The following is a 13,839-nucleotide window of genomic DNA, read 5'->3' on the forward strand; positions in this document are numbered from 1 at the left end:
CTTTCTTATCCTCAATTAAGCTTTAGGCAAGGTAATGGTAAAGCGAGTCATTTGACCAAGCTCACTATTGACGTTGAGCTTACCGTCATACTCTTTTACTTGCGCTTTGATAATATCCAAGCCCACACCGCGACCACCATCTTCATCCGCTTGCTCTTTGGTCGAAAACCCTGAGGTAAACAGTTGCTTTAATAGCTCACCCTGATTCAGCTGTGCGGCAGCGTCTGCACTAAAGCGACCTTTGGTGATAAGTTTTTGGCGAATGCTGTCGTAATCGATACCTTGTCCGTCATCCTGCAAAGTAATAATGAGATCACGGCTGTCGCTCTGTACTTCTAAATCAATAGTACCCACGGCCGGCTTGTTAGCTGACTGACGCGCTGCAGGCGTTTCGATACCATGTACAACAGCATTACGTAATAGCTGAATACTGATTTCTTTGACGACATTTTTAAGATGGGCTGGTATCGCCGCCTGCGCTAACGTCTGACTCTTTAGTTGCACTTGCTTGCCTTGTCTTGCCGCGATGTCTTGCGCAAAGCTTTGATAATAAGACAGCTGATCGTCATCCGACTCGTCACTCAAATCAATATCATTACCGCCGGCAATAGGCATGCTGATGGCTGAATGATGCGTTGATGCGCTGTCGCTAGAGGCAACTTCTGACTTCTCAATATTAGAGGCAGGCGTGGCTAATGGTGCTACTGACTTGGTCGCAGCCGCGCTTTTTGGTGTCGCTTGATTGATACGTTCGCCCAGTGTTTCAATGGTATTCGATAGGCTGAGCAAGTCATCTAAATGTACAGCTAACGGCAAGAAGTTATTACCCGATAGCTTGCCCTGATTTTGCAACGCATCCAGCTTGTCTTCTGCATCGGAGGCAATTTTGGTAAAGCTGTGCAGTTTTAACGCAGAAGCTTCGCCTTTTAGGCTGTGCATTTCACGATAGATAGCATTGAGCTTGCCTTCTAGCTCAAATTGCGAGCTACCTGGGTTTTTCAAAATGTTATTCATTTTGTCGATGTGCGCTTTGGTATTGCTAATAAATTCGTTAATAATTTTTGGATTCACATTCAAGATAGTTGTTAGCATCTCGATTTGCATGTCATTTTGTGAGCGTTCTTTTTCTAGACGCTGTTCTAAATATACCGCGTCGGACACGTCATTGACGTTGACCAAAATACGAGCGATGTCTTTATTTTCATAAACTCGCGAAAACTTAAAGTCTAAATAACGACTGTCAGCACCCTCTGCTCCGTGAGCATTGTGCAGCATGACTTTGTTTAATGGGTTTAAAGAATCGACCAGTTTTTCTTTGACACGTGGATTGTATAGCTGCTCAATGAATTGACGGGTGGTATTCAGATCTTTATCAGAAATACGGCCTCGTAAGACATTGGTAAAGTTCTCTCCAGCTAAGCTGTCAGCACCTATAATGTTGGTCAATGCGCGAGAATGCTGCTGACCGATATTCAAGTCTTTGTCTAGCAAGAAAAGCCCTGTATTCACCGTCTCCATGATTTCTTGGGTTTCACGACGAGCAGCCAAAGCTTCTGCATCGGTATCGCGCAGACGACGAACGAAGAAGAAAACGAAAATCAAGAAATAGGCAAAGATAGCCGCAACACCCAGCACCTGAATCAAACGAATGGTATCCGCTTGGCGCTCAGCGTTAATAAACACTTCATCAGTAAGCTGATCTAACGATTCGTTGATAAACAAACTGGAGGTTTTGGCCTGCTCAACTGCTTGAATCAATTCATCAGAGGAGTCAACCATGATGTTATCAGCATCTTTTAGGTAGCTTTGAATCTTTGGCTCCAAAAGTTGCCACTGCTCATTAGCAGCGCCAATTTTGGTTTGAGAATTCTCATTAATCTTTGGTAATTTATAATTGTTACCCTCAATATCGGTAATCTCTCCGCCCTGCCCAATCGCCGTAATCGAGTTGGTGATAAGCGCGGTGTTTTGTTCCAAACGCTCCAACACTCGCTGAATATGCGGAGAGCTGGTGTCCTCGCCATAACTACTATCTAAGTCGAATAGATCTTTGATTACCGCTTGCGCACTATTGGCGACTTGGTTGGTTTGGTCGATTAAGACTGTGTTTCTTTCGAGCAAGCTAGAGGTATAAAAAGTAAAGGCCAGCAAAGCGCCAATCAATGATAAAAACAGTGCAATTGAAACAATCAGACTGCGATAGCGTTTGTTGTCAACATTATGTGTGGTTGCCATCTTTTATAGCCCCTTAGTTCGATTGCTGATTGGTAGTAGTGCTTTTAGTAGCCGGCTCAGACCCACCCAACCACTGCTCATCGATTTGCTTAAATGTGCCTTTCTTCTCAAGCTTGGCAATCCCTTCATTGACGGTATTGATAAGCTTGCTGTTACCCTTCGCCATCAATATGACTTGCTGCGCTGATGGATTATCCGCGCCTTCATAAGGGACGATAGTGACGTCATACTCTGGATGGTTTTTTGCCGTATATTGCAAGATAGGCAAATCATGCAAAATCACATCAACCTTGCCTTGCATTAAGTCTTCAAAGAGCAAAAAAGCGGTGCTTCTGGTAGTCATCTCGCTATATTGGCCCATTGCCTTGAGCTGATCTTCTTGCTTGGAGCCTTCCATCGCCGCTACATGCATGCCAGCTAAATCCTGTATACCACCGATTTTTACCTCGCTTTTAGCATACATGATTGAAGAGGGATTAAAAAAGTAAGGATCAGATAAGCCGTATTTTTCTGCACGGTCGTCCTTATAAGAGATACCAGATATCGCTAAATCACGACCACCTGACGCCACACTGTCGAACATATTCTGCCAAGTCTCTTTATAAAACTCGACCTTAAAACCCTGCTCTTCACCAATTGCACGGATAGAATCAATGTCGATGCCTTGCATATTGCCGTAATCATCTTGGAACGAGAATGGTGGCATCGTCCCCGTAGTAGCAACCTTTAATGTTGGCGCAGTATCAGGTAGTTTACTGACAAAATCATCTTTACTTTCTGTCGCTATCGCCTTGCCAGTCGAGCTTACGCTCTCTTGAGTAGAAGAATTACCACATCCGAATAAGCCAACACTTAACACAATCGGTAACATCCGATATATTTGCTTCATATCCTATCCTTAAAGTTTAAGGTTTTTCTAAATTCTAGTGAATAACAATCTAGCAAGGTCGCATAATAGTTAGATAATATTTGCTTACATAAAGTTACGTAGGATAATAATCGAGCAACTCTATGATTGCAATAATTATGTTTAAGGCTTATATACAAATGGTTATATATAGCAAATAGCGCATATAATTTTGAATTACATTTGTTTGCCATAAGGGATGCATTTAGAATATTTTCCTATAAATATAGAAAAATCCAGCCTAATAAAAGATTCTTGTTTATAAAACCGCAGTCAAAAATGTATATAGGATTCGGTAATATAAGGCGCATAAAAAAGCACCCATAACGCCTAAAACGTTTGAGTGCTCCTTAACAAGTAAGTAAGAACTGATTCAACTGACGATTTAGTTACTCAGTCAATCGATCATTCGGCATCATCAAGATTTAGATTGCGGTCTATCTGCCAGATTAAAAAGCAACCAAGACTCATTAGAGAAAACAGGGCGATACCAATCTTAAGTACCGGATTGACTGGAAATAGATTTAATAACAAACCGCCAAAAATACCTACTGAAAACATGAGCGAGCCTTGTAGCGCACTTGCCATACCTGCGCGGCGTTTTTGAAAGGCTAATGCAATTGCGGAGGCATTTGGCTGAGTCAAACCAAGACCAGCAATACAAAAGAAAATACAGGCCAATACCAAAGGCAGCCACGCCTCTACCCCAAAGATAATCCCTACCACAAACAAAATACCTGCAGAGATAACCTGCATCATCGCCCCAAAACGCAAAATACTTAGGATACGAAAGCGATTGGTCAGCCATTGGTTTAGCTGGGTTAAAGCGACAAAACCGGCTGCATTCATACCAAATAACCAGCCGAAATGGGTTGCTGACACTCCATAAGTATCCATGATTAGCTCAGAGGCCGAGCTAATATAAACAAACATCGCTCCCATCAAGAGACCGCCGCCAATCGCGGGATAATTAAAGGTAGGGTCTTTTAATAAATCCCAATACTGACTCAAGACTTCTTTGGCAGGGCGTACATTGCGGTTTTCTTCAGTCAGCGTTTCAAAAAAGAAAAATTTGGTAAGCAATAAGTTAAGCGTACCAAAAGCCGCTAAAAACCAAAAAATAGAGTGCCAGCTAAAGAAGCGCAAAAATAGCGCACCCAGTGATGGTGCTAATATCGGCGCTAAGCCCATCACCAATATCATGATAGAAAAAGCTTTGGCCGTTTGCTTGGCAGTCAGGCGATCACGAATCGCCGCACGAGTAACCACTGCCCCCACACAACCTCCGAGGGCTTGAAAGGTACGTCCTGCAAACAGCACATATTCATTATCCGTCGTCGCACAGACAATCGAGGCGATAACATAGAGGGTCATACCAAAATATAGCGGTTTGACGCGACCAATACGATCACTTAGAGGGCCATAGACCAGTTGCCCAAAGACCAAACCTAAGAAATACGCTGGCACCGAGTTGGCCATAAACGCGGTCGATACGCCGAAGCTCTTACCCATCTCGGGTAATGCTGGCAGATACATATCAATGGACAGCGGCCCTATCGCCACAATGAGCCCGAGCATCATAATCCAAGCAACAGGCAAATCAGCAGAGCGCACGCGTTCAGAGACAAGCGGTTTATTGGGCAAGGAAGACTTTGGAGCAGACATAGTTAGACCGTTTTGTATGATGGTTATTATTTTATTATTCACGCTTTGCTTGGTACCAGCTTTTATTTGAGACAACAACACTAAGAATAAAAACAACTGGTAGCAAAAATAATAATGCCTATTTATGCACAGGTAAACAAGTTATGCGCAGCTACACAAGCAGACAGTGTTATATCTTACTATCTGCATGTATTTCAATAGCCATGTGACGTTAATAAAACAAACGCTAACAACAAAAACACTCTATCAAGAGAGGACTAATACTTTTTAACGGAATTGGCGCTTAGCGAATACGGTACTGGCTTGCTTGGCTTTTCTGAGCGCAAGCTTACGGTTACGACCGAACATCATCTTTAACTGCCAGACTTTTTCTTGATATAACGTCAACGCTGATTGTTCATACATCGCATTAATGACCCGCTTACTGGCCAATACCGCATCTGGTGAACGCTCTGCAAATTCAGCAGCGAGCTGTTGTGCTTGCTCTAAAGGTGTCTCGCTACAATGACTGACGAGACCTAACTCTTTACCTTCGGTTGCATCAATCGTACGCGCACTCATCGCCAGCTCTTTTAGGACATCAGCGCGAACCACACCCAACGCCGATTGAGTCAATCCCATATCTGGCACGAGTCCCCACTTGGCTTCCATAATAGACAACTTGCAATCAGGATGACTGATACGAACATCGCAAGCCAGCGCCAGTTGTAGTCCTGCACCGATACAGTAGCCTTCTAGTACCGCAATAACAGGGACAGGCACATCACGCCAAACCAAACAGACGCGCTGAAAAAGGCTCTGCCAAGGTTTTACCAACTCCCAAAGGGCAAATGCTTGGTTTTTTGGATGGTTTAAATCACCCAAATCGATACCGGCACAAAACGTCCCTTCGGCACCATTTAAAATCACCGCACGTATCGTCTTATCTTTACTGATGCGACCCGCTACTTTGATCAACTCATCGACCACCTGAAAGCTCATGGCGTTTTTTCTCTCAGGGCGGTTTAAGGTAACGGTGAGAATGTGGTCAGTCACGCTCACTTGTAAGGTCTTATACTGATAAGTGGCAATCGCGTTCATAACAATCCTTATTAATAAATAAAATAAATATCCTGCTAATGAGGCCAATATTAACAGGGTTATATCTACCATACCCTATGAATAACTGACTGTCAGGATATCATCCCTCCTATTAATCAATAAATGATGGTCAATTTGGCAGATAAATCTAGCTGATATATTAGGGTCTTTTAAACATTCAAATGTAGCACTGTCGGTGGCTGTCTTAAATCATTTTCCATGTCATATCATTTTCACTCAAACGATGATAATTCAGCTGCGGATAAGCCGATAAATCTAGCGCTTGTAAATTACTTAACGCGCTTAGCAATGCGTCATAATAGGGTTCAAGCATTGCAAACTGGGCGGGCGTGGTATGTTGGACATTCAATAAGCACTTGTCTTCCAAATCTTGGCTGGCCTGACGCAACTGCGGCACACCAGTATAGCGGCTACCACCTAAGATACGATGGGCAATTTGCGCAAGGGCACTACGGTCACGGGCATCCCACGCTTGAGTGAGGGCGCGTTTTTCCTCATTGATCGTATCAATCATCATAATAATAAGCTTGGCTGCGAGATCTGGTTTATTGGCTGAACGAGTCAGCGCATCTTGCCAGTCTAAGATATGGGAGCTGCTCGTATCATTAACGCTCAGGTCGAGGTTTATGTCGTCGTCCAATTTGGCCTGCGTGCTTGCCGACATCTCTTCATCTGTGTCGCTTGACACTTGGTAAGGAGGATACAATAACGACGCTTGGCGTTGTTGTTGATAGCGCAAACTTGCATAACGTGGCTGAGTTTCGCGCAGCGTTTCTCGTCTATAGTCATCACGAGGCTGGCTGTCTCGTAAGTAGTCATCACGGATTTTTTTCAATGATAAAGGGCGAGTAATTTTTTGCTGATTGATACCCTCGGACGCCTGATCACGATTATCGTCATTACCCTTAACTAGCGGATAAGCAGGCGATATATCATCTGGCAGCAAGCCTAAAGGATGATTTCGCGCATCAAAATCTTGCGAATTAAAATCTTGAGCATCAGTACCTTGTTGTGCATGGGCTTCTGGCATAGCGGTTAATTGCGGCACGGTCGTCGTGCGTCCTAGCCACTTTTGCAGCACTTGTAGCAACTGTGGTTGGCTAATAGGCTTACCCACATAATCATTGATACCGCTCGCCATCAGCTTGTCACGCTCGTCAGCCAAGCCATGGGCGGTCAAGGCAATAATAGGAATACGATTATCAGCATTTTCGATATTACGAATTTGTCGAGCCGCTTCATGCCCTGACATCCGTGGCATTTGTATGTCCATAAATATCAAGTCAATACTGTTTTTATCCTGATTATTGGTTTTATCCTGATTGCTGCCTTTGTCTTCATTAGCCTCTTCAGAATACCCAGAACTGCTCGTGGCTTTACCCACTTCGTCACGGGTTTCGGCTTTTGAGATTTGGGTCTTTTTGGATAAACTTTGCTTATCAGCTTTGGCTGTTTTGATATTTTTGGTTTGTTGTTTGCTGATGAGCTCTATGGCTTCAAAACCACTATTGGCCGTAATCACCTGAATGCCAAGCTCGCTGAGCAAGGCATCGAGCACCAGCAGGTTGGGCAAATGATCATCGACTGCCAGCACGGTCACGCCCTTCCAGCGCGGCTCTTGCATGTCTTTAGGTGCCCTGCGTTTTTGCGTATCGAGCATGGCATAGAGCTGGCGCTTGTCTAATGGCTCATACAATATATTGGCATGATAGCGGTTGAGTAGCGCTTGATCAGCGGCAACTTGATAGCCAAATACCGCCAGCTTACCTTGGTAATGGAGGCGGATCTGTTTGAGTAATGCCATCATATCGTCTTGGGTGTCATCATCGACGATGACCCAATCCCAATAGTTACCGCGCTCTTTTAACGACTCAAGTACACCGGGTAATGAGTTGGCTTGGGTCAGCTTAATTGGTAGGTATTGCAAGCTGGCTTTGAGCACTTGGATGGACGCCGTATGATTGATCCATACCAACACATTAAACTCATCTGTGGCACTTGCCAGCGGCGCTAACACGGGTAGCGCAATCGTCTGACCAGTAGCAGCTTCTAGCACATCGACATGAGCTGGCATCCGAAACCAGAACGTCGCGCCTTGATTGGCGATGTTTTCTTGTGCATTATCATAAAAACCAATATCGCCGCCCATCAAACGGGTTAATTGCTTGGAGATAACCAAACCCAGCCCTGTACCACCATACTGGCGAGTGATTGACGGATCGCCTTGACTAAAGCTTTGGAACAGCATTTTTTGATCAGCTAAAGAAATACCTTTGCCGCTATCTTGCACGCTAATCATCAAGTAATTGTCGCGATGGTCATCCAAGCTGACGCGCACCACCACATCACCACTGTCCGTAAACTTAATGGCATTGCCGACGATATTGGTCAATACTTGTTTGAGCCGCAAGGCATCGCCATTGACGCGCATCGGCACATCATTATAAAACAGCACCGCCATGCGTAGCCCCTTTTCTGAGGATACCGGTGACAGCATGTCGACCACATCATAGATGGTGTCATACAAGTCAAACTCATGGCGATCGAGCACCAATTTGCCCGCTTCGATTTTAGAAAAATCTAACACATCGTTCACTAAAGCGAGCAAGTGTGCCGACGATTTGCGTATGGTTTGCACATATAAGTCTTGTTCAGGATTGAGCTCACCATGACGCGCCAGCAAATTAATAAAGCCGTCAATACTGTTGAGCGGCGTGCGTAACTCATGGCTGATATTGGCCAAAAACGCAGATTTGGCTTGGCTGGTTGAAATAGCGGCATCACGTGCGTTTCTTATAGAGATGTTTTGCATTTCCATCTCATCAAACGCCAAACGCAAGTCATCTTCGGTCTGCTCGGCGTGGTCTTTAAGCTCTTGAAAGCTACCATGTAAGCGGCGCAACGTCCTGACTAAATCCTGTTGCAACAAATTCAGCTCGCCATTTGACTCAACCGGAATAGGTTGGTAGAGATTGTCAACATGGGTACGTTGTAACTGCAAGCGCAACTCATAAATCGGTGCAATCCAACGTTTTGAGTAAATATTCAAACTCAGCAGTAATATCAAAATAGTGAACAAGCCCGTGATGACTAGCGCCATGGCAATACGATACCGAGCAATATAAAGCGGCTCATTGTCCATATCAATCATTAGCCAGAGTTGCTGACCGTCAAAATCCCCAAGCATACTGCCATAGGCGTTACCGATAGGTGTTGGCTTTTGCGATAAAAACTTGCCGGTCGTTTCGATCATAGGCCACGCTTCTTCAACGCCATAACCTACCGTTGCGAGTACTTGATTGTCCTGATTAATAATAGCAATACGCTGGACATGCTGCTCAGACTGTATACGCCCAAGCCTCTCTTGGATACCACCGAGCGTAGTGGCAGCTCTTTGCGATGCTTGATCTGCATTGCCAGCATTGACCTTACTGGCTGCTTGTTGGCGCTGCTCCAATAATTCAGGAATACGCTCAGCAATCGTGGGTGTATAGCGGATGAGCACCGCCTCTGCCAATGCTTCTTGCTCTGAGTTGCTGGCACGCATCGTCTCATAAAATACCAGAGTACCGCCAACCGCTGCTAATAAACAGATCGGTAAAAACACCAATATAATCAGCTGGCCATAGGCGCTACTGGTATCAAAACGTTTTTTGTATGCCATGCTGGGTTGACTCTCCACTGATATTTTTACAATAAATACGTATGCTGTTTTCACTTATTACGCCGCAGCCTATCACTGACGCTCGAGATTATCTTAACAGGATTTTATGAATGGCTGTTAAACATTCATAGCGCTTATCTTAACCTTCATAACGCTTATAAGAGAAACATCGCTCATTGATAACACTGACGTCTGCAAGGTTTAAACGATTCATTTTGTTAGCAAGACATTTACCAATAATATCTGATGTCATCAGCGCGGCTGAAAACAAAATGATATAATGACGCAACTTTTTATCTGTCACCATCAATACCTTGTCATAGGACAAGATTTATCATGACGGTTTCAGAATTTACGCTGATGGTCTCAAGCTTTTATTAAACGATAAAAATAGTGTATTAATTAGGGCCTGTCTTCAATTAACTCGATAGTCATCTAAATGGGCTAAAAAGCACACATTATTAAATAAATTGTCCTCTAAAAAACCAATAAGGATACCTTATGTCCACTACGGCCATGGCAAACGCCAACTTTATCACTCAAGTAACGGATCTTGCCGACTGCGTAGGTCAGACGCCTTTAGTCAAATTGCATCGTCTGCCTGAGCAAGAACATATTACTAACGGTGCCGTACTGCTCGCCAAACTTGAGGGCAATAACCCTGCTGGTTCTGTCAAAGACCGTCCGGCCTTTAATATGATTTATCAGGCAGAACAGCGCGGTGATATCAAGCCTGGTGATATGCTGATTGAAGCAACCAGCGGCAATACTGGCATTGCCTTGGCTATGGTCGCAGCGATGCGTGGTTATCCAATGACGCTATTGATGCCAACCAACTCGACCCAAGAGCGCAAAGACGCCATGATGGCTTATGGCGCGACGTTGATCGAAGTGGACGAAGGTATGGAAGCGGCACGTGATTTGGCATTGCAGATGCAAGCCGATGGCAAAGGTATCGTCTTAGATCAGTTTAATAATCCTGATAACAGACAAGCGCATTATCTAACGACTGGGCCTGAGCTATGGGCGCAAACTGACGGTAAAATTACCCACTTTATTAGCTCGATGGGTACGACTGGTACTATTACCGGTGTCTCACAATACTTAAAAGAGCAAAACCCAGCGATTAAAATTATCGGATTGCAGCCTGACGAGGAAGCTTCTATTGCGGGTATCCGCCGTTGGCCTACCGCTTATATGCCGGGTATTTTTGATGCAGATTTGGTTGATGAAGTGATGGATATTGACCAACATATCGCTGAAGTATATATGCGCAAACTGGCCAAAACCGAAGGTATCTTCGCGGGCGTATCTTCAGGTGCCGCTGCATGGGCTGCCGTACAAGTGGCTAAAGAAAACCCTGATGCCGTTATCGCCTTTATTGTCTGCGATCGTGGTGATCGCTATCTATCGACAGGCTTATATAACGTTGATGACAGCATAGACCATGCAGCACCATAATTTCAAAATTAATTAGGTTTATCTATGTCACATGCCCTACCCTCTGACCCTATATTGGTCTTTGATATTGAAACCGTTGCGGATACAGCGGCGGCTCGCCGTATTTATCCACAATTGGCGAATCTCAATGATGCGGATGCCCTGAGCGCATTGACAGCGTTACGTATACAAGAAGCTGGGCATGACTTTATGCGCTTGCCGTTGCAACGTATTGTTTGTATTTCGGCGTTATATATCAAGGACGGCAAGTTATCGTTATTTTCGTTGACCGCAGATAAGTTTAGCGAAAAAGACATTCTCGTTAAATTCTTTCGAGCCTTTAGTAACATTGAAAAATTACCACAGCTCATCAGTTGGAATGGCTCAGGTTTTGATCTTCCGGTATTGATTTACCGCGCCATGCAATATGATCTGTCAGCGCCTTGGCTGTTTGAAGAGGGCGAACGCATCAAAAACATGCGCTTTGATAATTATGTCAATCGTTTTCATACTCGTCACCTTGATTTGATGGACAGATTTAGCCAATATGGTGCCAGTCGCCGTGAAGCGATGGATATCGTCGCCAGCCTCTACGGACTGCCGGGCAAAACCAGCGTCGATGGCAGCATGGTTGGTGATCTCGTGAGCAATGAGGACTGGCAGACACTGTCTATTTACTGCGAGTCTGATGTGATGAATACCTGGCTAATCTATCTACGCTGGCTGCGTTTGACTGGTCAATTGTCTTCACAAGATTTTGATACTTGGCAGCAGCAAAGCCATGATTATCTAACCAATTACACGCAAGCCGATGGTAGTGCCCGTCATCAAGAATTCATCGCTGATTGGTCATTTACGCCGCCCGTATAAAAATTATTCTTTGTACTAATATCTGTACTCACCTTTTAGTTATTTATTATTTATTTAAGGCAGGTTTATGCAACCCACCGATTCAAAAACATCTACCGCAGCTGATGCGACGCCGCAAGTGAACGACACCAAGACCATTACTATTCCACCAAACAAGAAAAAATCCAAACCGTCGTCAAAGACTCGTCGCCGTCTGAAAGAGGCTGAACCCTTACCGTTTACTATTGACGGGCTGTCGCATGATGGTCGCGGCGTGGCTGTATATGGCAATGGCTTCAGTGAAGAAGACGGTCATGCCGTAGACAAACATGGCAAAAAAGTCTTTGTTAGCTTTGCTTTACCGGGTGAAAGCGCTGTGGTCAAACTCACTAATAGTCGAACCAGCTTTGAAGAAGGTGACGCGATCAGCATCACTGCCAACCCAAATCCTGAGCGCGTGGTACCGCCCTGTCCGCACTTCGGTGTCTGCGGTGGTTGTAACTTACAGCATTGGCAGCCAGATGCTCAGATTAACTTTAAACAATCTGTCCTTGCTGAAATGCTGATGCACCAAGCCAATGCTGAGCCTGAGCATTGGCTTGCCCCTGTGGTCGGCGATCGCCTTGGTTATCGTACCAAAGCACGAATGGGTGTGCGTTATGTGGTCAAAAAAGAAACGGCTTTGGTGGGCTTTCGTGAGCGCTCAAGTAACTTTTTGGCTGAGCTAAATGAGTGTCATATCCTAGATCCCCGTATTGGCTTTGAGATCGAGAACTTAAAAACCCTTATAAGTACTTTAGAGAGCCGTGACAAGATTGCCCAGCTTGAGTTGGCGATGGGTGAAGCGATGCCAGAGCTACCAGATGGTAATCAACCAGTTGCTCTTATTGTGCGCAACTTAGCGCCGTTATCAGACGCTGATGTAGAGAAGCTAAAGGTGTTTTTTGCCGCGCGCAATTGGCAATTGTACTTACAGTCGAAAGGTGTTGACAGCATTCAGCGTATTGCTTTGACAGAGGCTGATGACCTGAGTGAGCAGTTTGGTCGTTTGTATTACCAACTTCCAGAATATGACCTTACTTTTGAATTTATCCCAACAGATTTTACCCAAGTCAATCTGTCGGTGAACCGTCAGATGACCAAGCTTGCTTGTGATTTATTAGACCTAAAAGCGGGTGAACGGGTACTCGATTTGTTCAGTGGTCTAGGTAACTTTAGCTTACCATTGGCACGCTTGGTTGGTGAGACTGGTTCTGTCGTTGGTGTTGAAGGTAGCGAGGCGATGACCGCACGCGCCGCTGACAATGCACGTCGTAACGGTATCAATAACACCGAATTCTATAGCCAAGACTTAACGCAAGACTGTACTGACAAGCCTTGGGCCAATCAGGGCTTTGATGCATTACTTATCGACCCACCTCGCTCTGGTGCGTGGGAGATTATGCAGTATCTGCCAAAATTTAATGCCGAGCGTATTGTCTATGTCTCTTGCAACCCTGCAACGCTCGCACGCGATACCAAAGCACTGTTAGAGCAAGGCTACCGCCTGACTCATGCTGGCGTGATGGATATGTTTTGCCACACTGGACATGTCGAGTCCATTGCACGCTTTGAAAAGATACCTACTTAGCAATGATTTTGCTTACATGCTTTCTTTTATGTTGGCACTAGTGACGAGTAGTCGCGAGATTAACCGTCTTAGAGATATTTATTAACAAGGTCAAATTGCGCTACTAAAGTAACGGCTATGCCAATCTGAGTGACATGAGCATTACAGAGCCTCTCTTGATTTGTCCTGTTAAAGTGGGATAATAATAGGTGATCTTCTTATGCCTGTCTAATCAGCATGCAGTGGATATTAGCACTCATAATCTTATAGATGCTACGTACAACTCTATGGCTGCTAAAAATGGATTTTTAGCGGCTGTATTGATTTTGAGCTACCTACTTATGCGTTGTATAAGTTTGAGTTCCGTAC

At 44.7% G+C, this 13,839-nt stretch carries 8 protein-coding genes; 3 read left to right on the top strand and 5 right to left on the bottom strand.

Annotation, left to right across the window (positions count from 1 at the left end; translation table 11 throughout):
* Positions 1-15 precede the first annotated feature (15 nt).
* The 5 genes from AAEY80_RS00870 to AAEY80_RS00890 form a co-directional block, all read right to left on the bottom strand.
* Complete coding sequence (locus tag AAEY80_RS00870) at positions 16-2,235, bottom strand: ATP-binding protein (RefSeq protein ID WP_201631559.1); 2,220 nt, start codon at positions 2,233-2,235, stop codon at positions 16-18.
* Between the two features lie 13 nt (positions 2,236-2,248).
* A complete protein-coding gene (locus AAEY80_RS00875) occupies positions 2,249-3,124 on the bottom strand; it encodes a substrate-binding periplasmic protein (protein WP_101211811.1) in 876 nt (291 codons plus the stop codon).
* 423 nt (positions 3,125-3,547) lie between these two features.
* Positions 3,548-4,807, bottom strand: a complete 1,260-nt coding sequence (locus tag AAEY80_RS00880; protein WP_101211810.1) for a multidrug effflux MFS transporter — start codon at positions 4,805-4,807, stop codon at positions 3,548-3,550.
* 267 nt (positions 4,808-5,074) lie between these two features.
* Positions 5,075-5,887 (bottom strand): crotonase/enoyl-CoA hydratase family protein, encoded by an 813-nt coding sequence (locus tag AAEY80_RS00885; RefSeq protein WP_201631563.1) that lies wholly within the window; start codon positions 5,885-5,887, stop codon positions 5,075-5,077.
* 205 nt (positions 5,888-6,092) lie between these two features.
* Positions 6,093-9,572, bottom strand: a complete 3,480-nt coding sequence (locus AAEY80_RS00890; RefSeq protein WP_201576665.1) for an ATP-binding protein — start codon at positions 9,570-9,572, stop codon at positions 6,093-6,095.
* 501 nt (positions 9,573-10,073) lie between these two features.
* On the opposite strand from AAEY80_RS00890, the gene cysM reads away from it, so the two are divergent.
* The 3 genes from cysM to rlmD all read left to right on the top strand — a co-directional run bounded on the left by cysM (position 10,074) and on the right by rlmD (position 13,491).
* Entirely contained in the window at positions 10,074-11,033 is a 960-nt protein-coding gene (gene cysM, locus AAEY80_RS00895; RefSeq protein WP_407074162.1) for a cysteine synthase CysM, read from the top strand.
* 24 nt (positions 11,034-11,057) lie between these two features.
* Positions 11,058-11,882, top strand: coding sequence for a 3'-5' exonuclease (locus AAEY80_RS00900; RefSeq protein ID WP_201565866.1), 825 nt, complete (start codon positions 11,058-11,060; stop codon positions 11,880-11,882).
* A 67-nt stretch (positions 11,883-11,949) separates the two neighbouring features.
* Positions 11,950-13,491: a 23S rRNA (uracil(1939)-C(5))-methyltransferase RlmD gene (gene rlmD, locus AAEY80_RS00905; RefSeq protein WP_350587752.1), complete on the top strand. Its 1,542-nt coding sequence runs from the start codon at positions 11,950-11,952 to the stop codon at positions 13,489-13,491.
* Positions 13,492-13,839 lie beyond the last annotated feature (348 nt).

Source organism: Psychrobacter sp. 78a-MNA-CIBAN-0178 (assembly GCF_040309625.1).
In the GTDB taxonomy this organism is placed as follows: domain Bacteria; phylum Pseudomonadota; class Gammaproteobacteria; order Pseudomonadales; family Moraxellaceae; genus Psychrobacter; species Psychrobacter okhotskensis.

Coding starts and splice junctions, on each gene's coding strand:
- AAEY80_RS00870 (WP_201631559.1), bottom strand. CDS start 2,235: ATGGCAACCACACATAATGTTGACAACAAACGCTATCGCAGTCTGATT.
- AAEY80_RS00875 (WP_101211811.1), bottom strand. CDS start 3,124: ATGAAGCAAATATATCGGATGTTACCGATTGTGTTAAGTGTTGGCTTA.
- AAEY80_RS00880 (WP_101211810.1), bottom strand. CDS start 4,807: ATGTCTGCTCCAAAGTCTTCCTTGCCCAATAAACCGCTTGTCTCTGAA.
- AAEY80_RS00885 (WP_201631563.1), bottom strand. CDS start 5,887: ATGAACGCGATTGCCACTTATCAGTATAAGACCTTACAAGTGAGCGTG.
- AAEY80_RS00890 (WP_201576665.1), bottom strand. CDS start 9,572: ATGGCATACAAAAAACGTTTTGATACCAGTAGCGCCTATGGCCAGCTG.
- cysM (WP_407074162.1), top strand. CDS start 10,074: ATGTCCACTACGGCCATGGCAAACGCCAACTTTATCACTCAAGTAACG.
- AAEY80_RS00900 (WP_201565866.1), top strand. CDS start 11,058: ATGTCACATGCCCTACCCTCTGACCCTATATTGGTCTTTGATATTGAA.
- rlmD (WP_350587752.1), top strand. CDS start 11,950: ATGCAACCCACCGATTCAAAAACATCTACCGCAGCTGATGCGACGCCG.